This is a genomic window from Polaromonas sp. CG_9.7 (assembly GCF_015752205.1).
Classification (GTDB): domain Bacteria; phylum Pseudomonadota; class Gammaproteobacteria; order Burkholderiales; family Burkholderiaceae_C; genus Polaromonas.
This window is the reverse complement of sequence record NZ_JADOVG010000001.1, coordinates 68259-93533: the sequence shown is the minus strand read 5'-3', so window position 1 is coordinate 93533 and position 25275 is coordinate 68259. Positions and strand designations below refer to the sequence as shown.

General features: G+C 63.4%; 19 protein-coding genes. 3 read left to right on the top strand and 16 right to left on the bottom strand.

From position 1 onward, the window contains the following. Positions 1 to 26: 26 nt before the first annotated feature. From fdhF to apbC, 15 genes are all read right to left on the bottom strand, one after another. Positions 27 to 2906: a formate dehydrogenase subunit alpha gene (gene fdhF / locus IWX87_RS00445; protein WP_196861545.1), complete on the bottom strand. Its 2880-nt coding sequence runs from the start codon at positions 2904 to 2906 to the stop codon at positions 27 to 29. Continuing rightward, positions 2907 to 4709, bottom strand: a complete 1803-nt coding sequence (locus IWX87_RS00440; RefSeq protein ID WP_196861544.1) for an NADH-ubiquinone oxidoreductase-F iron-sulfur binding region domain-containing protein — start codon at positions 4707 to 4709, stop codon at positions 2907 to 2909. Between the two features lie 175 nt (positions 4710 to 4884). Beyond that, positions 4885 to 5256 (bottom strand): Lin0512 family protein, encoded by a 372-nt coding sequence (locus IWX87_RS00435; RefSeq protein ID WP_196861543.1) that lies wholly within the window; start codon positions 5254 to 5256, stop codon positions 4885 to 4887. Then, the gene (locus tag IWX87_RS00430) at positions 5249 to 5602 is read right to left on the bottom strand and encodes a Lin0512 family protein (RefSeq protein WP_196861542.1); all 354 of its coding nucleotides are present in this window, start codon (positions 5600 to 5602) and stop codon (positions 5249 to 5251) included. The genes IWX87_RS00435 and IWX87_RS00430 overlap by 8 nt, the downstream gene beginning before the upstream one ends. A 212-nt stretch (positions 5603 to 5814) precedes the next feature. Beyond that, a complete protein-coding gene (locus tag IWX87_RS00425; protein ID WP_196861541.1) occupies positions 5815 to 6525 on the bottom strand; it encodes a GntR family transcriptional regulator in 711 nt (236 codons plus the stop codon). Positions 6526 to 6790: 265 nt separating this feature from the next. Next, complete coding sequence (locus IWX87_RS00420; protein WP_196861540.1) at positions 6791 to 7786, bottom strand: Ldh family oxidoreductase; 996 nt, start codon at positions 7784 to 7786, stop codon at positions 6791 to 6793. Positions 7787 to 7791: 5 nt separating this feature from the next. Beyond that, the gene (locus tag IWX87_RS00415; RefSeq protein WP_196861539.1) at positions 7792 to 8718 is read right to left on the bottom strand and encodes a hydroxyacid dehydrogenase; all 927 of its coding nucleotides are present in this window, start codon (positions 8716 to 8718) and stop codon (positions 7792 to 7794) included. A gap of 58 nt (positions 8719 to 8776) precedes the next feature. Continuing rightward, complete coding sequence (locus IWX87_RS00410; protein ID WP_196861538.1) at positions 8777 to 9217, bottom strand: tripartite tricarboxylate transporter TctB family protein; 441 nt, start codon at positions 9215 to 9217, stop codon at positions 8777 to 8779. Continuing rightward, entirely contained in the window at positions 9210 to 10715 is a 1506-nt protein-coding gene (locus tag IWX87_RS00405; RefSeq protein ID WP_196861537.1) for a tripartite tricarboxylate transporter permease, read from the bottom strand. Before IWX87_RS00405 ends, IWX87_RS00410 begins: the two co-directional genes overlap by 8 nt. A 91-nt stretch (positions 10716 to 10806) precedes the next feature. Further along, positions 10807 to 11763, bottom strand: coding sequence for a tripartite tricarboxylate transporter substrate binding protein (locus IWX87_RS00400; RefSeq protein ID WP_196861536.1), 957 nt, complete (start codon positions 11761 to 11763; stop codon positions 10807 to 10809). Positions 11764 to 11882: 119 nt separating this feature from the next. Next, positions 11883 to 13058, bottom strand: a complete 1176-nt coding sequence (locus tag IWX87_RS00395; protein ID WP_196861535.1) for a UxaA family hydrolase — start codon at positions 13056 to 13058, stop codon at positions 11883 to 11885. A gap of 49 nt (positions 13059 to 13107) precedes the next feature. Next, positions 13108 to 13389: a UxaA family hydrolase gene (locus IWX87_RS00390; RefSeq protein WP_196861534.1), complete on the bottom strand. Its 282-nt coding sequence runs from the start codon at positions 13387 to 13389 to the stop codon at positions 13108 to 13110. Between the two features lie 596 nt (positions 13390 to 13985). After that, on the bottom strand, positions 13986 to 15053 hold the full coding sequence (locus IWX87_RS00385; RefSeq protein ID WP_196861533.1) for an SDR family oxidoreductase: 1068 nt from the start codon (positions 15051 to 15053) through the stop codon (positions 13986 to 13988). 226 nt (positions 15054 to 15279) lie between these two features. Beyond that, positions 15280 to 15699, bottom strand: coding sequence for a BLUF domain-containing protein (locus IWX87_RS00380; protein WP_196861532.1), 420 nt, complete (start codon positions 15697 to 15699; stop codon positions 15280 to 15282). A 292-nt stretch (positions 15700 to 15991) separates the two neighbouring features. Further along, a complete protein-coding gene (gene apbC, locus IWX87_RS00375) occupies positions 15992 to 17083 on the bottom strand; it encodes an iron-sulfur cluster carrier protein ApbC (protein WP_196861531.1) in 1092 nt (363 codons plus the stop codon). Between the two features lie 283 nt (positions 17084 to 17366). On the opposite strand from apbC, the gene metG reads away from it, so the two are divergent. Beyond that, positions 17367 to 19457, top strand: coding sequence for a methionine--tRNA ligase (metG, locus tag IWX87_RS00370; protein WP_196861530.1), 2091 nt, complete (start codon positions 17367 to 17369; stop codon positions 19455 to 19457). A gap of 59 nt (positions 19458 to 19516) precedes the next feature. Further along, positions 19517 to 19744, top strand: a complete 228-nt coding sequence (locus IWX87_RS00365) for a hypothetical protein (protein ID WP_196861529.1) — start codon at positions 19517 to 19519, stop codon at positions 19742 to 19744. A 146-nt stretch (positions 19745 to 19890) separates the two neighbouring features. Here the strand turns inward: IWX87_RS00365 and IWX87_RS00360 are convergent, their stop codons facing one another. Continuing rightward, entirely contained in the window at positions 19891 to 23811 is a 3921-nt protein-coding gene (locus tag IWX87_RS00360; RefSeq protein ID WP_196861528.1) for a DUF748 domain-containing protein, read from the bottom strand. A gap of 644 nt (positions 23812 to 24455) precedes the next feature. Between IWX87_RS00360 and IWX87_RS19965 the strand changes: the two genes are divergently transcribed. Then, positions 24456 to 25064 carry a four-helix bundle copper-binding protein gene (locus tag IWX87_RS19965; RefSeq protein ID WP_370583702.1) on the top strand — a complete coding sequence of 203 codons (609 nt, stop codon included), beginning with the start codon at positions 24456 to 24458 and terminating at the stop codon, positions 25062 to 25064. Positions 25065 to 25275: the final 211 nt, after the last annotated feature.

Sequence of the window (25275 nt, the reverse complement as noted above, 5' to 3'; positions counted from 1 at the left end):
CGCCTTTGCGGGACCCTGCACCTGAGTCAAAACCACCTTTTAGCCGCCGTCTGCTCATAGCCTGCCAACTTGGCCACTGCGCCCCCGCGCCTGATGGCCACGGCGCAATACTTGAACTCCGGAATCTTGCCGAACGGGTCAAGCGCGGCGTTCGTCATCAGGTTCGCCGCTGCTTCGTAGTAGGCAAACGGGATGAACACCGCGCCGGACGGCGTGCCGTCGTCGCGGCGCACGTGGATGGCCACTTCGCCCCGGCGTGACAGCACGGTGATGACTTCGCCCGCCTGCACGCCGAGCTTCAACAAATCTGCGCCGCACAACGAAGCTGTTGCCATCGGCTCGATGGCGTCAAGTACGCTGGCGCGGCGCGTCATGCTGCCGGTGTGCCAGTGCTCAAGCTGGCGGCCGGTGATGAGCACAAACGGGTAATCGGCATCGGGCCGTTCGTTGGCCGGAATGATGTCAGCGGGCACCAGTTGCACGCGGCCGTCTTCGGTGTCGAAGCGGTCGATGAACACGGTGGGCGCACCGGGGTCATCGGCGTTCAGGCAGGGGTAGGTCACGCTGGATTCACGCTGCAGGCGCTCCCAGGTGATGCCGGCGATGGCGCTGTGCATGGCTTGGCGCATTTCTTCGTACACCGCTGCAACGCCGTGGTGCCCACCCTCGTACTGCCAGACCAGCCCCATGCCGGCGGCCATCTGCTGGACGATCCACAGGTCGGCCCGGGCATCGCCGGGCGGCTCAATCGCCTGCTGGCCGAGCTGCACCATGCGGTCGGTGTTGGTCACCGTGCCGGTTTTCTCGGGCCAGGCGGTGGCGGGCAGCACCACGTCGGCCAGCCAGGCGGTTTCGGTCATGAAGATGTCCTGCACCACCAGGTGCTCCAGGCTGGCCAGCGCGTGGCGCGCATGGTTCAGGTCGGGATCGCTCATGGCCGGGTTTTCACCCATGATGTACATGCCGCGCACCTTGTGCGGGTCGGCGTCGGGCGCCAGGATCTTGTGCATGATCTCGACCACGGTGTAGCCGGGCTGGTCATCGAGCGTCATACCCCAAAAATCTTCAAACCATGCATGCGCAGCCGGGCTGCTCACGCGCTGGTAGTTCGGGTACATCATCGGAATCAGCCCGGCGTCGCTGGCGCCCTGCACATTGTTCTGGCCGCGCAGCGGATGCAGGCCCGAGCCGGGCTTGCCGATCTGGCCGGTGACGGCGCAAAGCGCGATCAGGCAGCGCGCGTTGTCGGTGCCGTGGACATGCTGGCTGATGCCCATGCCCCACAGGATCATCGCGCCCCTGGCGCGGGCGAATTCACGCGCGACCTCGCGCAGCGTGGCCGCTGGAATGCCGCAGATCGGCGCCATCGCCTCGGGGCTGTAGCCCTGCACATTGGCACGCAGCGCTTCGTAATTGCTGGCGCGTTCCTCGATGAACGCCATGTCGGTCAGCCCCTCGTCGATCACCGTGTAGATCAGCGCATTGAGCATCGCCACGTCGGTGTCGGCCTTGAACTGCAGCGTGCGCCAGGCGTGGCGGCCAATGTCGGTGACGCGCGGGTCGGCCAGCACGATCTTTGTGCCCTTTTGGGCGGCGTTCTTCATCCAGGTCGCCGCCACCGGGTGATTGCCTGTCGGGTTCGAGCCAATGATGAAAATCAGCCCGGCGTTTTCCACGTCATGCACCTGGTTGCTGACCGCTGCGGAACCCACGCCTTCCAGCAGCGCCGCCACGCTCGACGCATGGCACAGCCGGGTGCAATGGTCCACGTTGTTGCTGCCAAAGCCGGTGCGCACCAGCTTCTGGAACAGGTAGGCTTCCTCGTTGCTGCCCTTGGCCGAGCCGAAGCCGGCAAGCGACTTCTTGCCCTTTGTGTCGCGCAGGGTTTTAAGCGCGCCGGTGGACAGCGCCAGCGCTTCGTCCCACGTCGCTTCACGGAAGACCTCGGACCAGTCAGCGGTGTCACGGTTGAGCGTTTGCAGCGCTGCAGGGTCTTTGGCGACACCGGTCTTGCGGATCAGCGGCACCGTCAGGCGCTGCGGGCTGTGCGCGTAGTCAAAGCCGAAGCGGCCCTTCACGCACAAGCGGCTGTGGTTCGCCGGGCCGTCGCGGCCTTCGACGCTGGTGATCTGGTTGTCTTTCACGTGGTAGGTCAGCAGGCAGCCGACGCCGCAGAACGGGCAGACCGAATCGACCTTTTTGTCGACGATTTGCGAGCCGACCTGCGTCTTGGGCATGAGCGCGCCGGTCGGGCAGGCCTGCACGCATTCGCCGCAGGCCACGCAGCTGCTGTCGCCCATCGGGTCGTCCAGGTCGAACACGATGGCGCTGTGCGCGCTGCGCAGGGCAAAGCCAATCACGTCGTTGACCTGTTCCTCGCGGCAGGCACGCACGCAGCGGTTGCACTGGATGCAGGCGTCGAGGTTCACGGCCATGGCGGGGTGCGACAGGTCGGCCCGGGGTTGCTCGCGGCGCAGCGCCTTGAGCTCGGGGCGGACCGTGACACCCATTCGCGAAGCCCATTCGCTGAGTTCACCGTGCTGCAGCGACTCATCCGTTTCAATCCACTTGTAGCCCGCATCCGGCATGTCCGACAGCAGCATTTCCAGCACCATCTTCTGGCTTTTCACGGCGCGATCGCTGCGGGCCTGTACCTCCATGCCCGCCGTCACACTGCGGCAGCAACTCGGCGCCAGCGTGCGCTCGCCGGCAATTTCGACCACGCAGGCGCGGCAGTTGCCGTCGGGGCGCAGGCCGTCCTGGTAGCAAAGTCGCGGAATATTCACGCCGTGGCGTTCGGCGGCCTTGAGGATGGTTTCGCCCGGGAAAGCGTGAAGGGTTTCATGGTCGAGTGTGAAGGCGATGGTGGGCAGCGCAACTTCATCGGCTTGGGCGCGTGCATTCATTCAGGCCACCTCATGAGAAAAGTATTTTTGAACGCAGCGCACCGGGTTGGGCGCGGCCTGACCCAGGCCGCAAATCGACGCATCGGTCATCACGCTGTTCAAATCTTCCAGCGTGGCGTGGTCCCACAGCGGCGCTTGCATCAGCTTGGCGGCCTTTGCCGTGCCGACGCGGCACGGCGTGCACTGGCCGCAACTTTCGCTGGCAAAAAACCGCATCATGTTCAGCGCCGCGTCACGCGCCTTGTCGTGCTGGCCGAGCACGATGACAGCGGCCGAGCCGATGAAGCCGCCGTGCGGCTGCAGGGTGTCGAAGTCCAGCGGCACATGCGCATGGCTGGCCGGAAAAATCCCGCCCGAGGCGCCGCCCGGCAAGTAGGCATAAAACTGATGGCCGTCCGCCATGCCGCCGCAGTATTCGTCGATCAACTCCTGCGCGGTGATGCCGGCCGGCGCCAGCTTGACGCCGGGTTGTTTTACCCGTCCGCTGACGCTGAAACTGCGCAGTCCCTTGCGGCCGTTGCGGCCAAAGCTGCTGAACCAGTCGGCACCCTTCTCGGCAATGTCGCGCACCCAGTACAGCGTTTCAAAGTTGTGCTCCAGCGTGGGCCGGCCAAACAGGCCCACTTCGGCAATATAGGGCGGGCGCATGCGGGGTTCGCCGCGCTTGCCCTCGACGCTCTCCAACATGGCGGACTCTTCGCCGCAGATGTAGGCGCCCGCACCCCGGCGCAACTCGATCAGCGGCAAGGGAAATGGCGGGTCGGCCTGCAGCTTGGCGATTTCGGCCTGCAGCAGCGCGCGGCAGTCGTGGTATTCGTCGCGCAAATAGATGTAGCAGGCGGCAATGCCCACCACCTGCGCGGCGATCAGCATGCCTTCGAGAAAGCGGTGCGGGTCGCGTTCCAGGTAAGTTCGGTCCTTGAAGGTGCCGGGCTCGCCCTCGTCGATGTTCACCGCCATCAGGCGCGGCGCGCTGTAGCCCTGCACGATGCGCCACTTGCGTCCGGCCGGAAAACCCGCGCCGCCCAGGCCGCGCAGGCCGGAGTTTTCCATGGCGTGCAGCACGCGCTCAGCGTCCTCTTCCCCGTTCGCCAGCCTTGCTGCCAGCGCATAGCCGCCGTGAGCGCGGTAGGTGGCGTAGTCGGTCGTGCCAGGCAGTTCGGGAATGCTTTTTTCCACCCAGTCAGCCACTACGAAATTGATAGCTGCTTGTGACCGTTGATATTGCGCCAGAGGCATTTTTGATGCATGAATTACGGCTTCAAGCGTGGCAAACGGCACCGGCGTCTGGTGCACCACCGCCACCGGTGCCTGCTCGCAGCGCCCGATGCACGGCGCGGCCAGCACGCGCACGTCCTGCGCGGCCAGCAGCGCCGGCAGTCCCGCCAGCAACGCTTGCGCGCCGGCCATCTCGCAGCTCAGCCCGTCGCACACGCGCACAGTCAAGCCAGGCGCCTGTCCATCGCCGCTGACGTCGCCCTTGACGACTTCGAAGTGGTGGTAGAACGTTGCCACCTCGTAGACCTCGGCCATCGAGAGTTTCATTTCCCTGGCCAGAGCCACCAGGTGCCGGTCGTGCAGGCAGCGGTAGGCGTCGTTGAGCAAATGCAGGTATTCGATCAGCAGGTCGCGGCGGTGGCCTTCGGTCGGGCGCGGCCCCACCAGCGCGCGAACTTCTTCCAGCGAAGCGTCATCAGCCTGCCGGCCCTTGAGCTGGCTCTTGCGGCGGATGCGCTCGCGCAACTGGTCAACCGTGGCGAGGGGAATGGCCTGGACGGCGGTTTTTTGGCTGGAAAGGTTCATGCGCCACTGTGGCGGTCAATGGCCACCACGTCAAATCGAATTTTTTTTCTGGGGCAATTCAATCGGCCAATGATCGGCCGGCTGAAAAGCTGGCGAACCCTGTCATGGACCCGTGTGCCAAGCAGGCTTGAACAGTGGAACAGCAACGCCGCGCGGGGGCAGGCAAAAACGAATCTCAGTTCGCGCCGCTCAAGCGCCAGTCGGCAGCCTCAATAGGCAAAAAGGCCTCAATCGCGGCGCTGGCGATCACGTGGGTGGTTTGCTGCTCGGGGTCATGCACGTCCAGTCCGCCGAAAACCGCCGTGACTTCAGCCCGCCCGCGCGGCAGTTCGGCGGCAACGACGGCCAGGTCCACCTTGTCCGGTTGCTGCACGCCGATGGTGACCTGCACGCGCATGTCGCGGTGGTCATAACCGAGCGACCTGAACAGCACGATGGACGAGTGGTGCAGCGCGTCATGCACTGCACGGCAGGCCGCCTTGGTGTAGTCGCCGCCATACAGGTCGTTGCCCGTGCCCATTTCGAGAATGATGCGTTTTTCAGCCATTTGCCGGCTCCATGTCAAAGGAAACGAGGATGGCCGCATGGGCCATGACACTGATGCTGTCGCCACCCGGCTTGGGGATGTCGAGCCCGCCCTTGACCACGGTGATGCTCGGCTGGCCGTAGGGGAAAACCTTCAGCAGCGCGTCAATGTCCACCGCGTCCGGCTGCTGCACCCCGATCTCGACGTCGATGATCATTGCCTCGCGGGGGAAACCAAAGGCTTCGGCCACATTCAGCGAGTTGTGCCACAGCGCATCGCGAATGGCCCGCGCCGCCGCTTCGGTGTAATCGAGGCTGCGAATCGACGTGCCCATGCCGAACTGGCTCACCACTCTTTTTTTCGCCATGTTTCATGCTCCTTTCAGTAAAAACGGGCTGTCGGCATGGCCTGGATACTGGCCTTTGTGCCAATCGGGATGGGCTGGAATTTTGTGAGTGCCCCGCTGTGGATGACTATGGCGTGGCTGTTTTTGCTGCATTGCCCAGCGCCCGGCTGTGCCGCCTGGTGTCTGGCTGCCACTGCGCTTGAAGCGGTCAAAGGCAGTTCTGGCAGTTTGGATCAAGCGGCGTCGCGCATGCGCGACACATAGTCAACATCGCGCGTGTCGACCACGGAAATACGGAATTCGGCGGGCTTGCGGTCAAAGGTGTAGGCCACGCGTTCGATGCGCAGCACCGGCATGCCGGCAGGCAGGCCGAGCAATCGGGCACTTTCAAGGCTGAGCAGCTCGGCGCGCACCCGTTCGTCGGCCTCAACGATCGTGATGCCAAAGGCAGACTGGTAAAGCCCGTAAATGGTGGAGTTGCGTGTGTTGAAAAGGTCTTGGGTCAAGCCGGGAAACATGGTCGTGGCGATGACGACATGGTCATGAATGACGGGCCGGCCCTTGAGCAGCAGCACGTTGTCAATGCAAAACACCGACTGCGTGCCATGCAGGCCCAGTGCCTGCGCTTCTTCCCGCGTGGCGCGGGACCGGGTGAACGACTGCAGGCGCACCTCCGGAAATTCGCTGACGCCGTCACGTCCGGCGATCTTGAAAAAATGAAACAAGAAGCGCTCGCGGTCCAGCTTGCCGACAAAGGTGCCGCGTCCCTGCTGGCGCACCAGCACATGCTCGGCCACCAGCTCATCCACGGCACGCCGCACGGTGCCGATGGACACTTCAAAACGCCGGGCAAGCTCGGTTTCATTGGGCAGCGCCACACCGGGCGCGGCAGCACCGGACTGAATATCTGCAATCAACTGCCGCTTGACTTGACGGTAAAGCATGGTCAAGGCTTGCCGCTGGAAGCCATTGCGAATTTGCCACTCAGCGGGGCGCCAGTGGCGACCCTGGCAAGGCGACACCCCCCCGGGCAGGTGCTCATGAAGTCCAAAGAGCGGAAGGCTCTGGGCTGGCTGCTTTTTTGTTCACGATAAGGCCTTGTTCACGGGTTGATTGCTACTCAAGCCAGCACTTTGTGCGTCCGGGGAGGACAACAAATCCTGAAGACGGTGCTGGCACAGGGCGATTGTAAAAGCCCTGGTTTCGCGTTCAGCGCAAGGCCTTGATGGCGTCGAGCGTCGCCTGGGACACGTCAATGCCTGAAGCATCGGCCCGGGCCATCAGGTCGAACCGGCGTTGCCCGGGAAGCCGCACGCCCTCGTCCACCAGCATGGCCGCCAGCAGGGCTTCAATCCGCTCGCCGTACACCGCCGTGCCGCCCAGCGCGCCCGGATCAATCACGATGAAGGCCTGGCCCAGCCGGGGCTGGTTGCCTTCATCGACGAAAAAGGTGTCGGCTTCGGCGCCAAAATGCGCGCCGGTCAGCGTGGTCACCAACAGCTCGACCATCAGCGCCAGCATCGCCCCCTTCACGCCGCCCATCGGCAGCATCGAGCCTTCCAGGCCTTTTTTCGGGTCGGTGGTCGGGTTGCCGTCTGCGTCCAGTGCCCAGCCCAGTGGAATGGCTTCGCCTTTTTTGGCCGCCACCATCAGTTTGCCGCGCGCCACCTCGGACAGCGACAGGTCGATGCTGACCGGGTGCCTGCCTTCGCGTGGAAAGATGGCGGCGATCGGGTTGGTGCCGAAAATCGGCCGCTTGCCGCCCGCCGCCGGCATGGCCGCAGGCGAATTGCCGCAGGCAATGCCCACCATGCCGGCACTGGCGACGGCGTCCAGGTGGTACGACGCCATGCCGAAATGGTGGCTGTTGGTGACAGCGGCAATGGCAATGCCGGTTTGCGCCGCGCGTGCAATCGCTTCGTCGATGGCCAGGCGGCAGGCCGGAAAGGCAAAACCGTTACAAGCATCGACCAGCACGGCGCTGGCACGCTGGTTCCTGATCGCCGGCACGGCATCGCCGAGCACGCGCCCCGCCTTGAGGTGGGCCACATACATGGTGACGCGTGACAGGCCATGCGACGGCAGGCCGCTGGCTTCGGCTGCCACCAGGGCAAGTGCCGTGGCACTGGCCTGGGCGGGCGATGCGCCGGCGTGGGTCAATGCGTCCTGGACCAGGGTGTTGAGTTCTTCGTACGAGTGCAGCATGGGGGTCAGGCTTTCAGGGCGCGGGCCACGGCGGCCGCAATCAGGGTGGAGACGCGCACATTGGATTCGGCGGTGACACCGGCCACATGCGGCGTGAGGATGGCATTCGGGCAGCCCTCCCAGGCAGAGCCGGCACCCAGCGGCTCGGACTCGAACACGTCAAACGCTGCGCCGCCAAGGCGGCTCTCGCGCAAGGCCGCCGCCACCGCCCGCTCGTCGGCAATGCCGCCCCGGGAGGTATTGATCACGATGGCGCCGGGCTTCATGCCTGCAATGCGTTCGGCCGACAGCATGTTGGCCGTGCCGGGTGTCAATGGCACATGCAGGCTGACGACATCGGCCTGGCTTAAAAGGTCTTCGAAGGAGGCGCATTGCACACCGCTTTCGGCCCAGACCGGGTTGTCGGCTGCCAGCATCGGGTCGTGCGCCATGACGGTCATGCCCAGACCTTGCGCCAGTTTGGCGGTGAGCCTGCCGATGCCGCCAAAGCCCACGAGCCCCAGGCAGGTACCGGAGATTTCACGCCCATTGGACAAAGCCGGTCGCGGCCATGTGCCGCTGGCCACGGCCGCGCTGGACAGGTAAACGCCGCGCAGCAGCACCATGGCAGTGCCAATCACATACTCGGCAACAGCCAGGGCGTTGGCGCCGGTGGCAGGGATCACCTGCATGCCGCGTGCTTCGCAGGCGCTCACGTCGATGTTGTCCAGGCCCACGCCCAGGCGGCCGATCACCTTGCAACGCGCCAGCGCGGCCAGCAATTCGCCGCGCACCTGGGTGCGATTGCGCACGATGAGCGCGTCGGCGGTCTGCGCCAGTTGCAGCAAGCGCGGCATGTCGTCGACCAGTGTGGGGTCAAACACCACATCGTGCTGGGCTTGCAACTGCGCGACTGCGCTTTCGTCCATGAATTCAGAGATCACTATTTGCATGTTGGGTTCTTGAGCCTGGTTGAATAAAAAAAATCGTCTCGTGCCAGAGGCGCTGCATTCAAGGCAGGGGCACCTGCAGCACGTGTTTGAACAGGGCGTACAGCAGGACGATCACCGTCGCGGCGGACAAGCTATAGCCCATCGCGGTGCGCAGTGTCCAGCGGTCGTGGTGGGCAATCAGCAGCAACGCGGCCATCGCCGCTACACCTGCAGGCAAAAAACCCAGGGGGCCAAGCGCGAAGCCCCAGGCCAGCATGACGAGGGCCACCAGCGCGCGGCGAAGGGACGATCCGTCGACCGCTGCGCCACGCCGGGTACGCTTGAGCACCACCAGCACGATATAGACGATGCCCAGAATGACCAGCAGCGCGCCCACGGTGCGCGGGAACACGGCGCCCAGGTCAGAGTAGTCGCGCGAAGCCCAGATGGCGCCAGCGCCGACCAGCACCATCAGGGCACTGCCGATGGCGCCTGGAATGTCGGGACGTTGTTCAGCCATTGTTGGCCTCCGTGAGGCGCGCCCGCCGCGCCGCCCACAGGGGCCACAGCAATCCAAGCACGATAAAGAAAATAATGGCCAGCGAAATCGGCCGCGCAAAGAATTCGGCCATCACGCTGCCACGCGCGCCACCGATCAGGTAGCCCTGCACATAACCGCGCTCGGCAATGGAGCCCAGAATCAGGCCGAGCACGATGGGCGAGGCGCTGAAACCCAAGCGGCTCACACCCCAGGCCAGCACGCCGAGCACCACCATCTGCTGCACTTCGTGCACGTTGTTGTGCACCGCATAGCTGCCCAGCACGGTCATCAGCGCCACCGAGGGCACCAGCACCGCCTTGGGAATGGCCAGGATGGAGCGGAACGCGAAGCGCCCGACCAGCAAGCCCACCGGCAGCATGATGAGGGTGGCCAGGATCAACCCCCATATGAAGGTGTAGACGATCGGCGCCTGTTCGGTGAACAGGGTGGGGCCGGTCCGGATGCCCTGCACCAAGAGCGCACCCAGAATGATCGCGTCCGGTGGTGTGCCGGGAATGCCGAGCACCAGTGTCGGGATGAAGCCGCCACCTACAGTGGCGTTGTTGGCAGACTCGGTCGCCACGAGGCCGTCGGGCTCACCTTTGCCGAAGTTTTCGCTTCGGGGGGATGAGCGTTTCGCTTCCGAATACGACACCAGCGAGGCGATGGAGCCGCCCGCGCCCGGCAGAATGCCGACCACAGTGCCGATGATGGAACTGCGCACCAGGTTGAACTTGGAGCGCTTGATGATGCCGACGGCTTCCTTCAGCCTGAAACTGGCGACCTGCGAGCCGGTCTTCAGGTGCGCCACCGGTGTGGCTACCAGATCGATCAGCACCGGTATGCAGTACAGCCCGATCAGCGCCGACACCACGTCGATGCCGCCCAGCAGGGATTTGAACTCGCCCACGTAACGGATGTCGCCGCCGACCTCGGCCACACCGACCATTGACAGCAGCAGCCCGAGGCCGCCGCCAATCAAGCCCTTGATGGTGCTGCCTTCGCCGAGCGAGGCGATCAGCGTGAGGCCGAACAACCCCAGCCAGAAATACTCGACAGGCCCGAACTTCAGGGCCACGGTGGCCATGGGCGGCGCCATCACCAGCAAAAAGGCAGCCCCCACCAGGCCCCCGGCGACCGAAGACAGGCAGGCCAGCGTCAGGGCCAGGTCGCCATCGCCGTTGCGTGCCATCGGGTAACCGTCGAATGTGGTGGCAATCGATGACGGCGTGCCCGGCGTGTTGAGCAGCACCGCAGCGTAGGCACCGCCATAGATCGCGCCGGTGTAGATCGCCCCGAGTGCAATCAGCGCGGCGGCCGGCGCCATGGTGAATGTGAACGGCACCAGCACGGCCACCGCCATGGTGGCGGTCAGGCCCGGCAAGGCGCCGATGACGGTGCCGGCAAAGACGCCGCCCAATGCCAGCAACAGATTGAGCGGCGTCAGCGCCGCCAGCAAGTAGTCAAGACTGCCCATGGAACTCCTCTACGGACTGGTTCAGGAAACAAAAATAAACCGGCATCCAGGGGTGCGGCGCAGGGTTCATCCGGCGCCGGGCCTGGCGGTGTTACTTTTTGACGATGCCCATTTCCTTGGCCAGTGCCCCATAGCGGCCCTTCACCTCGGTCATGAATGCACCCATCTGGGCCGGACCGACGTTGAGCATGGCAAAACCGCTTTCTTCCATCTTGCGGATGAATTCCGGGTCGGCATTGACCTTGGCCAGATCGGCCGCAAGCTTGTTCTGGATGTCGACCGGTGTGGACTTGGGTACCGCTACGCCGCGGTACGCACCACCGACCAGATTGAACCCCTCCTCCTTGAAGGTCGGACAGTCCGGCAACTGGGGATGGCGTTGCTCCATCGCCACCGCCAGGCAGCGGACCTGGTTGCCGAGCGACATCTGCACCGAGGTGTAGCCCCAGCTGCCGCTGACCTGCTTGCCCAGCAGCGCGGTGTTGGAGGCGCCTGTGCCGCCAAACGGGATGTAGGTGGTCTTGATGCCCGCCATCTTGTCGAACTGGCGCTGCGCCAGATGGTTGGCCGAGTTCGTGCCCGAGCCCGACAGCGTGGTCGCGCCCGGCGACTTCTTCGCCGCCTGAATGTAATCCTTCAGGTTCTTGATGGGGCTGTCGGCGGGCACCAGCAAAGCGTCGGGCGTGAAATGAAACCAGAACACCGTGGTGAGGTCATCGGTCTTGTAGCCAACGTCTTTTTCCAGCGGCTGCAGCACGATGTGCGGCAGGTTGGTGCCCATCACCGTGTAGCCATCGGCCGTCATGCCGTTGAGCTGGGACCAGGCGGCGGCACCGCCGGCGCCTGCCTTGTACTGGATCGCCAGGCCCTGGCCGGTTAATTTCTTGAACACCGACTCCTGAAGCCGGGCGGAGATGTCGGATTCGCCGCCTGGTCCGTAGGGGATGATGTAGTTGATGGTCTTGTCCGGATAACCGGCGGCGAAAGTCAGCGGTGCCGCGAGGGCAACGGCGACGGTGATCAGTGTGGTGCGAAAGCGGTATGCCATGGCTTGTCTCCAGGTAGATATGAACGCCGGCCCAACCAGTGGGTCAGGCCTGCGGTGGTTCACCTGCGCACCCGGATCTTGTGTCCGCTTGCGCGCAGGAGGGATGGCCCGAAGCTATGTCACGCGCTCTCGAACAGTCGGGTCATGACGAATTCACGGTGTCCCAGCGCTTCGGCCGAGGTGAAGCGGCCATTGACGGTCTGCATCATCATGTCGAGCAGCGCGTCGCCGGCATCGTCCATGGTCAGTTCGCGCTGCAGCAGGCCCGAGCAGTCCACGTCGATGTGTTCGCTCATCAGGCGCACGGTGCGCGGGTTGGCGCAGATCTTGATGACCGGCACGATGGCATTGCCGATGACGTTGCCCTGGCCGGTGGGGAACAGGTGCACGGCAAAACCCGAAGCCGCGCACAGCGTGACCATTTCAGCAGCGGCAGACGACGAGTCCATGAACCACAGGCCCGGCTTGTCAGGGGTCTCGGCCTTGTCGAGCACGCCGTCGACCATGCATTTCTTGCCGATTTTCTGGATGTTGCCCAGCGCTTTTTCCTCGATGGTCGTCAGGCCGCCGGCAATGTTGCCCTTGGTTGGCTGCGAGTCCGACAGGTCGGTCGTGGCGTGGCGCTTGATCATGGCCTGGTAGTCGTCGAACATCTTCATGAAGTCGGTGCGGACCTTGTCGGTGCGGCAGCGCGCGGCCACCAGGTGTTCGCCCCCGGTCAGCTCGGAGGTTTCGCCGAACACCAGCGTGGTGCCCAGGTCGTACAGCTTGTCAAAGGCATTGCCCACCGTCGGGTTGGCGCCGCAGCCCGACGTCGTGTCGGATTCACCGCACTTGGTCGACACCCACAGGTCGGCAATCGGGCATTCGACGCGAAACTTGCTCGTGGCGTGCTGGATCATCTTCTTGGCAGCCTGCGAAGCGCGCATGATGGTTTCATGGTCGCCATGGCCCTCAATGCCAAAGCCAACCACCGGTTTGCCCGTGGCGGCAATGCCGTCCACCACCTTTTTGGTCCAGCTGTCCTCGATGCCGATCACCACCACGGCGGCGACGTTCGGGTTGGAACCGGCGCCAATCAGCGTGCGGAAATGCAGTTCGAGGTCGGCGCCGAATTGCAGGCGGCCATAGGGATGCGGAATCGCCATGGTGCCCTTGACCGCATGGGCAACGGCTTCGGCTGCAGCGTTGGACAGGTCGTCCAGCGGCAGGATGATGACGTGGTTGCGCACGCCGACGCGGCCGTTTTCGCGGCGGTAGCCCCAGAAAGTCGTGTTTTTGTCGATGATGGACATGAGAGAAAGCCTTGGATGGAATTGAATGGGCGGACGGGTGGCAGCTGATTTACCAGCGCTTGGTCTTGATGTTGTGCACGTGGGCGTGGTCGCCGACCGCGATCGCCGCCACAACCTTGCCGATATCGGTGCCGTACTTGATGACGGTGTCGCCTTCGGCCATGCTTTTGACCGCCACCTTATGGCCAATCGGGATGGCCGCATTGGCCTTGATGGTGATGGTGCGGTCATCGTCCAGGATCAGGGCCGTCATGTCCTGACCGGCCTGAATACCTTCAACGACAACGACAGCCACGCTGTCTTTTTCTTCGTGCAATACGCAATGGATCACTGAAATTCTCCTTGAATGAATAAGCAATCGAGGGACCGGGGCCCCTGAATTTGAAAGTCGCGGCAGCATTGATCTGCCATACAAATATAAATCATCTATATGACTTGAAGAACAGGGTTTCCCCTCATGCGGGTTGTAAAAATGTTTTTTTGCGCTTTCTTGCCTCGGCCTTCACTGAAGAATGCCCTTCCTGGCATTGGTCAGCGCGATGTCCTGCGGCAGCGTGACGAAGATGACGCCAGACGTGACCACGCACTGGATTAACGCCAACTGCTGGAGGTTCAGTGCTTAACGGGCGACTGGCGCAACAGCTCGGGGCGGCTGCAAAGGCGAAGCGGAACGGCCAGAAGGTCATCCCCTTGTTCGTGCCTGCCCATGCGCGCACCAGGGCCGCCACAGCAGGTGGGTGCGTCTGGTGGCGGAGTCGGCCCCGCCGGGCAATTCGGGGATTGCTTTTTCCGGTACGACCAGCTGCTACAAAATTAGTAGCTGCTCGCGCCCGTCAGTATTGGGCCAGAGCTATATTTGATGAATAAATCACGAATTCAAACGCAGCCTGCAGCGGCGGCGTCTGGCGCACCGCCGCTGCAGGCTGGCTACGGAATCAGCCGCTCGGCCCGCAGCTGGGCAAACAGGTCGAAAAATGACTCGTCCGTGGCCTGGTAGGCCGCGAAGCCGAGCTTTCGGCTCCGCGCCATGTCGGTCATCACCTCCAGCGGGCGGCCCAAATCCAGGTCGGTGTGCCAGGGGGACGCCAGGCGGTCCAGCGCCGCCTCGGCCAGGCCGTGGCGTTGCGCCATCTCGCGCCACAGCGCATGGTCGTTGGCCATGATGGCTTCGAGCGGCTGAACGCTGCCGGTGAAGCCCGCCGCCGGCACGCCGAACCATTCGGCCAGCCTGCCCCACAGCCAGCTCCAGCGGAACAGGTCGCCATTGGCGATGTTGAAGGCCTCGTTGCGCGCGGCGTCCGTGTCGGCCGCCCAGACCAGTTGTTTGGCCAGCATCCGCGCGTCGGTGACGTCCGACAGCCCGTTCCATTGCGCTGCCGAACCCGGGAACTGGAACGCCCGCCCGGTTTCCTTGCAGATCGACGCATAGACGGCCAGCGTGGTGCCCAGGTTCATCGCATTGCCGACCGCCCGGCCGATCACGGTATGCGGGCGATGAATGCTCCAGGTAAAACGGTCGCGCCAGGCCGCTGCATAGACCTCGTCTTCCTGCGCGTAATAAAAATTCTCGACCGGCAGGCGCGGCTGGCTTTCACGCAAGGGCGTGTCCGGCAGCGTGCCGGACGTCGCATACGCATCGAACGGGCCCAGGTAATGCTTCAGGCCCGTGACCAGCGCCACATGGCGCAAGGTTTTGCGGGGCCCCAGCGCCGTCAGGAGGTTGCGCACCATGGCGGCATTGACCTTGATGTTCTCGGCCTCTGTCGCGCGGCGCATCCAGGTCGTGATGAACACATGGGTCGGCGCCACGTCTTGCAGCGCGGCCGCCAGGCTGGCGGGGTCGAGCAGGTCCGCCGCCACCGGGCGCAAGCCCGCCACGTCGTGTTTCGGCTGCCGTGCAAGCCCGTAAGTGAGCCATCCGTTGGCGATCAGTTCGCGTGCGACGCTGCTGCCGCCGATGCCGCTGGCACCCACCACCAAAGCGGTTCTTTGCATGATTTTTCTCCGTTAGAGTTGCCCCGGTACAGGGTTTTTACGGATACCAGTCTAATGGGATGGCACTTTTTGCAGCCTCCACGGCAGCCAAGCCCCCACCAAGTCACCTGAAAACTCAGTTCCCCGGCGCATCGCCGCGCCCAAACGCAGCGCCCGCAAGGCATTCGACAATGTAAAGGCTGACTGGCGCCAAGGCTTTGACGGCTGTAAAGGCGAAGCTGAACGGCTAGACGGTCATCCAGTTGTTCGTGCCTGCCCATTCGCGCAGCAGGGCCGCGACAGTAGCCGGATCAGCCATGTACAGATCGCACGCGCTGTTCGGGTTGAACCGGCTGAAAATAGCCTTCATCTCATCGTTCCAGGTCAACAGCGCCATGGACCATTTCGGGTATTCACGCTGTGCAATCGGCTCGTGGACCAGCATTTTGACTTCGCTATGACGCGAATCTTTTTCAATTTTCTGATACAGCGCGTCAACGATTGCGGCGTCGCCTTCCAGAAACTGCAGGTAAACGCTGTCCAGAAAACACATGGCGCCGCTGACGCCCCGTAGAGGATTGTTCTTTCGGGAAACAGCCAGAATTTCCTTGAGTTCCAGCGGCAGGGGAGAACTGGCGCGACTGACATAAATGGTCCGGATGAGCATGAAACAGTCCTTAGGGAAAAATGGCACTTGATATCAAATACCAAAGCAAAAATCCAGCGACAGGACCCATTCGAGGCCGATTGTCGATTTGACAGCTCGACTTTACCCTTGCGCTTTGCCCTTGAACTTGGTACGTAGTGGATAACCCTTAAAGTCCAGCTTGTCTGCTCATCATGCTCGAAAACGGTGACCCCATTTTGACAATTTCAGGTCCGCTCACAGACGGACCTGCAGGAACGCGATGAAAAAAGCAGCGTCCTTCATGGACCTGCAACTTTTCAATGCATGCGGCTCAGGTATTTTTGGAAATCGTGATGCTCGGGAACTTGGCCGAGAAGTCCTTCGCCTTGGCGGCCACAGTAATCGCCACCTTGCGCGCCACGGCCTTGTAAATGCCGGCCACGTCGCCGTCGGGGTCGGCCACCACGGTGGGCATGCCGCTGTCGGCCTGCAGGCGGATCTTGATGTCCAGCGGCAGCGCGCCGAGGTAGTCCATGTTGTAGTCGGCAGCCATCTTCTTGCCGCCGCCTTCGCCAAAGATATGTTCGGCATGGCCGCACTGGCTGCAGATGTGCACCGCCATGTTCTCGACAATGCCCAGGATCGGCACGCCGACCTTTTCGAACATCTTGATGCCCTTCTTGGCATCTAACAGCGCAATGTCTTGCGGCGTGGTGACGATGACCGCGCCGGTCATGGGCACGCGCTGGCTCAGCGTGAGCTGGATGTCGCCGGTGCCGGGCGGCATGTCAACGATCAGGTAGTCCAGGTCTTTCCAGTTGGTCTGGCGCAGCAATTGCTCCAGCGCCTGCGTCGCCATGGGGCCGCGCCAGATCATGGCTTCATCCTGTGCGACCAGGAAACCGATGGACATGACCTGCAGGCCGTAGTTTTCCATCGGCTCCATGTTCTTGCCATCCACGCTTTCAGGCCGGCCCTCGATGCCCATCATCATCGGCACGCTCGGGCCGTAGATGTCGGCATCCAGCAGGCCGACGGCCGCGCCTTCGGCAGCCAGCGCCAGCGCCAGGTTCACGGCGGTGGTGCTTTTGCCGACGCCGCCCTTGCCCGACGCCACGGCAATGATGTTCTTCACATTCGGCAGCAGTTGCACGCCGCGCTGCACGCTGTGGCTGGCAATTTTCACGGTGACATTGACCGACACATTGCCGACGCCGGCGACACCCTTGACGGCGGCAATCAGGCTTTTGCGCAGGCCGGCGATCTGGCTTTTGGCCGGGTAGCCAAGTTCGACATCGAACGCCACATCGTCGCCGCTGACCTGCAGGTTTCTCAGCGCCTTGGTGGTGACAAAATCTTTGCCGGTGTTGGGGTCGAGCACGGTTTGCAGTGCGTTCAGAATTGCCTGTTGTTCTACAGCCATCGGGAAAATCTCCATGTAATTCGGACAAGGCAGGCTGCTGCTTTTTTCAGGAAAGCCTGCGGGTTGCGGGGGGTTGACACGGAGTCTAACGCCGCCGCGCTGGCCAATATTCGCTAGGGGCATGCAAATTGCTATTTATTTTATAGCTGTACTCGAAGGCACAGCAGGCGCAATAGCCCTTTTTGGCTTGTAAAACACCAAACCCCGGCGGTGCGGATGGCACCCAAGCCGGAGCCGCCCCTTAAAATCGAAAATCAGCCCTCCACCGTCAAAAGCACATCCTATGTCCCAGCGCCGCCTGTTTGTTACCACCGCCCTGCCCTACGCCAACGGCAATTTCCACATCGGCCACATCATGGAATACATCCAGGCCGACATCTGGGTACGTTTCCAGCGCATGCAGGGCCATGCGGTCAACTTCGTCGGCGCCGACGACGCCCACGGCGCACCCATCATGATTGCCGCCGAAAAGGCCGGGAAGACGCCGCAGCAGTTCGTGGCCGACATCGCCGCCGGCCGCAAGCCTTATCTGGACGGCTTTCACATTGCCTTTGACAACTGGAGCTCGACCGATTCGCCGGAAAACCATGAACTGGCCCGGCAGATCTACCGCGACCTGCGTGACAACGCGCAGGGCTCGCTGATCGAGACCAAGACCATCGAGCAGTTCTTTGACCCGGAAAAGAACATGTTCCTGCCCGACCGCTTCATCAAGGGCGAATGCCCGAAGTGCCACAGCAAGGACCAGTACGGCGACAACTGCGAGGTTTGCGGCGCGGTGTATGCGCCGACCGACCTCATCAAGCCGTATTCGGCGCTGTCGGGCGCGGTGCCGATGCTCAAAAGCTCGGAGCATTTTTTCTTCAAGCTGTCGGACCCGCGATGCGTGGACTTTCTGGAAGGCTGGACGCAGGACGGCAAGCTGCAGCCTGAAGTCGCCAACAAGGTCAAGGAATGGTTCACCGTTCGCACCAATGCCGACGGCACGCAGAGCGAAGGCCTGGGCGACTGGGACATCAGCCGCGACGCACCGTACTTTGGCATCGAGATTCCGGACGCGCCGGGCAAATACTTTTATGTCTGGCTGGACGCGCCGATTGGCTACCTGGCGTCGCTGAAAGATTTGCTGACGAAGCGCGGCGAGAGCTACGACGATTACATGGCCGACCCGCGCCTGGAGCAGTACCACTTCATCGGCAAGGACATCGTCACCTTCCACACGCTGTTCTGGCCGGCGATGCTGAAGTTCAGCGGCCGCAAGACGCCCGACAACATCTTCGTCCACGGCTTCCTGACGGTGAACAATGGCGAAAAAATGAGCAAGAGCCGGGGCACCGGCCTGGACCCGCTGAAGTACCTGAGCCTGGGCATGAACCCGGAATGGCTGCGCTATTACCTGGCCGCCAAGCTCAATGCCAAGAATGAAGACATCGACTTCAATGCCGACGACTTCATGGCGCGGGTGAACAGCGACCTGGTGGGCAAGTTCATCAACATTGCCAGCCGCGCGGCGGGGTTCATCAGCAAGCGCTTTGCCGGCCGGCTGGGCGACGTCTCTGGCGACGGCGCCGCCCTGCTGGACGGCCTGCGCGCCCAGTCCGGCGCCATCGAATTACTGTACGAAGCCCGCGAATACGCCAAGGCACAGCGCGAAGTCATGCTGCTGGCCGACCTGGTCAACGCCTATGTGGACCAGAACAAGCCGTGGGAACTGGCCAAGAAGGAAGGCATGGAGGCGCGGCTGATCGATGTCTGCACCGTCTGCATCGAGGCCTTCCGGCTGCTGACGCTCTTCCTCAAGCCCGTGCTGCCCGCGCTGGCCGCGCAGGTCGAAGTCTTTTTGGGCATCGCGCCGCTGACCTTTGCCGACGCCGCCACCCGCCTCGGCAAGGGCCACACCATCGGCGACTACAAGCACCTGATGCAGCGCGTCGATGTCAAGCAGCTTGAGGCACTGTTTGAGCCTCCAGCGCAGGACACACCGGCATTGGAAGCTATTGAAAACATAGCTCCAGGCGGCGAGGCCATTGCCCCTGCCATCACCATCGACGACTTTGCGAAAGTGGACTTGCGCATCGCAAAAATTGTCAATTGCGAAGCGGTGGAAGGCTCGGTCAAGCTGCTGCGCCTGACGCTGGACGCGGGCGAAGGCCGGATGCGCAATGTCTTCAGCGGCATTGCGTCGAGCTACAAGCCTGAAGACCTGATCGGCAAGCACACGGTGCTGGTTGCCAACCTTGCCCCGCGCAAGATGAAGTTCGGCATCAGCGAAGGCATGGTGCTGGCCGCCAGCCATGCCGACGAAAAAGCCCAGCCCGGCATCTACGTGCTGGAGCCGCTGCCGGGCGCAGCGCCGGGCATGCGGATTCATTGAGCCGCCAGCCCCACGCTTCACGCACCACCCTGCCAGCCGAATCCAAACGGAAGTCGTCCATGACTGCTTTGTCGTCCTTTCTTGCCCGTCTGGGTACCTGCGCATTGATCAGCCTGCCGGCATTTGCCTTGCCGGGCTGCGCGGTGGTCGCCGTCGTTGACACCGTGGCCTCGGTGGCAGTGGGCACGGTCGGGCTGGCAGCCAGCGCCGTCATTGGCACGGCGCGCATTGCCGGCTCAGCCATCGGCGCCACCGCCGATGCGGTGCTGTCCGGCCCGGCCAAATAGGGTTGCGCGAGCGTGTGCTGCGGGTCCTGTGAAGTATTGATTTGGATGGCACGAGTTGCAAAATGTCCCGCCTGGGCAAATGAAGCTGGGGGCACCAGGTTCAGAAAACGCCATATTGCCTTGCAGGCGTCGTCCTGGTCAGCAGCTCAGCCCGTCGCACCAGCAGCAGCGATCAGGAGCTTCGCGCTCACGTCACCGGCACTGCCATCCTGCACGGCAGTGATGCGGCCCGTCTGCACCCGCTCCCGCGCAATGCCCTGCTGCACCAGGTAGTCGGCAATGGTCTGCGCACGCTGGGCTGCGAGCCTTTGCGTGGCGCTTTCGTCCAGCGCCCGGGTGGCCGTGATTTTTTCAAACATCGCCTCGTAGCGCTTGCGGCTGGCGTCGTTAGCGCCTGAGAAATCGCTGTCGAGCTGACGCACAGCATCCGCGCCTGTCTGCGCCCCGAACATCTGCTCCAGCACGCGCCGTGTCGCCGGGTCGTCATAGGCGATTGGACCGGGGTCTTGGTTCGCTTCCAGTTTGCGGCCAAGGGTTTTGGCAAGCTCGCGCGTGGCCTGCTCGCGCTGCAAGGCAAGCGCATCGGTTTGGGGATCATACGGCGCGCTCACCACGAGTTGCAGGCGCGGGCGTTCCTGCAAAGCGCGGGTCAGGGCATCGAGTTTTTCCCGCTGCTCAGGCCGCAGGGCGGCACTGCCGGGCGTAAAGTCGATGGCTTCGAGCGATTCGGCATTGCCGCCAAACAGACGGCCGAGTGCCCGGAAAGGCGCAGTCACGAGGCGTTGCAGCACATTGCCCAGCGCCTGCCTGACAGCGCTGCCAACGTTGAAACTCGGGTTGTCCAGGTTGCCGCGCACCGGTACGGACAAACGGATCTCGCCTTTGGCATCAGTGAGGAGCGCCACGGCAAGGTCGAGCGGCACGCTGATGGCGCTCGGCGCATTGACGCGCTCGCCCAGCGTGAAGTCCGCCAGACGGATCGAGTTTTCGCCCTGGAGCTCGCCACCGGCCACCTTGTATTGCAGGTCAAGCCACAATTTCCCGGACTCCACCTTGCGGCCCGCAAAAGTGGCCGTGTACGGAGAAAGCGGCGGCACCAGGACATTGTTGAACAGCACATGCAGGTCAGTGAACTGTGCCGGCGCGAAGGGCGTGATGCTGCCATTGACGCTGGCGGATCCATAGGGCTCGATCGTGCCGCTGGCCTGGATGTCGGCTCGGCGCGACTTGTCGTTCGAGATGCCGATCACCGTGCCGTCCAGCGCCTTGACCGTGGTGGAAAAAGGCAACACCAGACTGAGGTCGGCGTAGTCCACCTCGCCGCCTTGCAGCCGCACCCGCTCGACGCGCAGATCCCAAGGCGGGTTGGCGGCCGCCTTCGGCTGCATGTCTGCGGGTCCGGACTGCGGGCGCGCTGGCGGGTCACGCCTGAACACCTTCGCCAGGTTCACACTGCGGTCCTTGGCAATCTCGATCTTCGCGCCCGGTGCGTTCACCGTCACCTCCTGCACCGTGAAACGGCGCGAAGCCAGGTCAAAGGCGACGCTTTCGGCATCGAGTTGCTTCCATGACAAGAAACGTTGATCCGATCCTGCTTCGTTGACCAGCAGGTTGGCTATGCCCACACGCCCCTGCGCTTGCAGCACAGCCGGCGCTCCGCCCTGGTAGCGCAAGCCGGAGGAAGCCGAAACAGCACCCGAACGGATGTCGAGCGCGGCAAACTTCGCCAGCAGCGGCTGCAGCGGCGCCAGCGCAAGCCCGGTCACTTCGACTTGCGCCTGCACATTGGCGGCGCCAGGAGCAACCTTGCCGCTGGCACGCGCTGTTCCGCCCGATGCCAGGGACATGGTCGCGTCGAACGTGGCCGCACGGTCGCTGGCAACGTTTTTTGCGCTGGCCTGCAGCGTGACGCCCACAGCCAGCGGTGGTGTGAAACTGCGGTCGGCCAGCTTTACCTCCAGGGATTCGAGCCTGACCAGGCCCAGGTCGTACTGCCAGCTGGCCGCGCCTGAAGGAGAAGGCGAGGCCGATGCGGGCGCCACGGACGGAGAATTCAAACCCTCACCCATTGGGGTAGCCGGTGCCGGCAGCCCGGGCAATGCAAGCCGGCCATCGGCATGCCGCACGAGGCTTGCCGCACCGCCCTTCAAGACCAGTTCGCTGGCGCCGACGCGCTGGGCGGCCAGGTCCAGACGCCCTCCTGCCAGGGATGCGAATGCCAGGGCAAACGACGGCTGGCCAATGCCGGACGGGGCCAGTTCGAGTTGTTGGAGCTGCGCATTCAAGTCCTCCAGCGCAAGCTGCGGGGTGCTTGCGCCCAGCATGAGACGCAAACGGGCATGGCCGTCGATGGCCCCAGCCCGCAGCACCAGCGGCGTGGGGCGGCTGCGGTCGGTCATCTGCGCGCCGATACGGTTGAGCCGCAGGCTGTCCACCTGGAACGTCCAGGACGCGCCTGCAGCCTTTGCATCACCTGAAGAATTCCCGGCACCGCCAAGGGACTGTGCAGCCGCCGGTTGCAGCGCCTGGGGGCCGATACCGCCCTGCCTGGAGTGGTTCAGAGTTTTTATCAATGCGCCAGCCTGCGCACTGGCATGGGTCCACAGGCTGGGCGCGGCAACCGCCGTGCGGCTGCCAACACCGCCGGCGCCGGGCGGGCCGGTCTGCGCGCTCGACACGTCCTGAGACCGCACCAGCGACACCTGCCCGTCGTCCAGGCTGAGTTGCCGGGCCGTCAGCCGCTGGTCCTGCAGGTTGAACTGGCCCTGCTCCAGGCGGGCCGAGGCCAGGGTCAGCCCGGCCTGCAGCGCACCGGGCGTCTGCAACGTCGTCTGCTGCAGCCGGGCATCGATGCCACTGGCCTGCACCCGGGTCGCCGCGCCGCCGGCCAGCGAAAGCTGCAGCGAGCCAGACAGCTCGCCAATGTCCAGGGCCAGGAGAGACTTGCGGCGGTCGCGGTAATGCACACCGACCTGGTCGATGCGCAGCGCCGCCACTTCCAATGTCCAGTCCGGTACGGCCGGCTCAGTTTGTTGGGCCTGCCCGGCGGGTTCAACCTGGCGGGCAGGCGATGGCACGCCCAGCGCCCAGTTCATGCGGCCGTCAGGTGCCAGGGCCACGGTGGTTTCGCCGCCGTCGAACGCAAGCGTCTGCAGCGCGGCCGTGCGACGCGCAAAGTCCAGGCTGCCGCCGCCAGCGGTGATCCGCTTGATGGCCAGCAGCCGGCCGTCCTCACCGGCGCGGGCCATCAGCACGTCGCTCAGGTCCAAGGCCATGTCCTGCAATTGCAAAGACTGGCCGGCGCCGTAGGCATAACGGGCCGACAGGTCGGCGCGGGCATGCACTTCGGACAGGCCAAGTTGCCCGTGCAGAAACGGCCACAGCGCGCCCGCCTGCAGCCCGCGCAACTGCACATCGCCGGTTGTTTGCAGCGCCGGCTGCAATACGGCTTCGCCGCGCCAGTCCAGCGCACCCTCGTCCGGCAGTGTGGCTTTCACGCTGTAAGTGGCGCGCTGATTGGCCATGTTGGACAGTCCGGTCGCCTGCAGGCTGAGTGGCGCGATGGTCGCGCTGACCGGCTGGTCGCCGGTGAGGTCGGTAAAGACCAGACGGGCCTGCGACACGTCAAGCTGGTGCAGGACCGCCGCCTGCGCACCCTCGCCGGGTTTGCCGTCATGGCCGGCAAGGCGCTGCGCGAGTTCGGCCAGGTTCAGGCGGCCATCGGGTTCACGCACCAGATGCACCTGCAAGCCCTGGAGCGCCAGCGTGTCCAGCGTCCAGGTGCGGCGAAACAAGCCGGCCCAGGCCATGTCGGTGGACAACTGGTCAAAAGCGACCACCGGGCTGTCATGCGGGCCCTCAATGCGAACGTCGCGCATAGAAAGGGTCAGCAAAAAGGGGTTGACGCGCACAGTGCCTACCGAGACGCTTTGCCCCAGCCGTTGCTGCAGCCAGGGGGCAAGCCGGTGTTCGATCAGCCAGGGCATCAACAGGAATCCGGCTGCCGCATACAGCAGCACCAGCGCTGCCAGCACAAGGGCGGCCTGCTTCAGGCGACGGATTCGCATCACGACCGGTCCTTGTGTGGGGTCAGGTAGACACTTTCCCCTGTCTGGTCAGGACCACTTGACGTGCCACGCCTGTCCAGACGCTCACGACGAACCGCAGAAAGGAAAAAAAAGCTCGACTGAATGCGCATGCACTCAGTCTGGGGCCTGCTGCGGTTAGAGGTGTAAGTGCTTTCAGTTCGGAACTGTAGGACAACCAAGACCTTGTGAACCGTTGATCCGAATGATTCAGCATGTCGGCAGTCCCGGCGATAAAAAGGGCTGCCAAAACCGGCTAACAAGCCGGAGAGAAGTTGACCGACCGGGGCCGATAAACGCCTGCGTGAAGCGCAGGAATGTATTGCAAGTGCATGGCAAATGCTCACGCGCCCGTCGGCCGACCGGCGTCACGCTTTTACTGAAAAAATATGCGCCAACATCTCCATTTGATAACCGCTGTTGCACTGGCAGGCTGCGCTGCCAGCAGCCAGGCCAAGCCTCACGGTATCCGCCAGAGCGACATTCTTTCAGGCAGTTCCACTGTTGCCAGTGGCTGCATCGACCCTGCCACGGCGAAGCCTCAATGACAGGGTGCATGCAGAGCCTGGCTGGCGTGGGGCGCGACATCAGCCTGCGCGAGGTGGTTGAAAACGGCCGGGTGTTGCATGTGGTTTGACAACTGGCAGGGCATTGCCCGGGTGGTGGTGGTGATCGGCCTGTCGGCGTATGCGGCGCTGATCGCGCTGCTGCTTGCAGGCATCGGCCTGCCGTTTCCAACGCAACAGATCTTCTTTCGCGACCACACCGACATGGTTTGCAGGCCGGCGCCTACATACAAGACAGGCGATAACGCAAACAGTGAACGGGCAGATGTTGTTCAACCCCGGCCCACCGTCCGCCTGTCCGTATCCACGCTGACCATCCAACAAGGAGTACACCCCATGAATGAGGAATTTGCAGAATGCATGGAGCTTTGCAGTGACTGCGCCAACCAGTGCAACCAGTGCGCAGCCGCATGCCTTCAGGAAGACGATGTGAAGATGATGGCCCGGTGCATTGCGCTGGACATGGACTGCGCAGCTGCCTGCGCTTTCGCTGCGGCAGCCATGGCCCGCGGCAGCGAGCATGCCGCCGCCATTTGCGCGCTGTGCGCCGAGATCTGCCAGGCTTGCGGCGAGGAATGCCAGCAGCACGACATGGACCACTGCCAGCAATGCGCCGCCATTTGCCTTGCATGCGCGGACGAATGCCGCAGCATGGCCGCTGCGGCCTGAATGTACTGAAGCAGGTGCTGCTGGCCCAACGCACAAGCAGCTGTGGCACTTTTGCCATCGGCGCTGCCAGTCATGCGGCACTGTCATTGACCTTCTGAGCAGTTGCAGCCTTCGGCGATTGGGCTGCGTTTAGACCGGTGTGCATTGTCCATCCACCTGGCCTTTGCGCTTGATGAGTGCCGCCCGGTTTGTTCCTTAAAGCAAGGGTTTG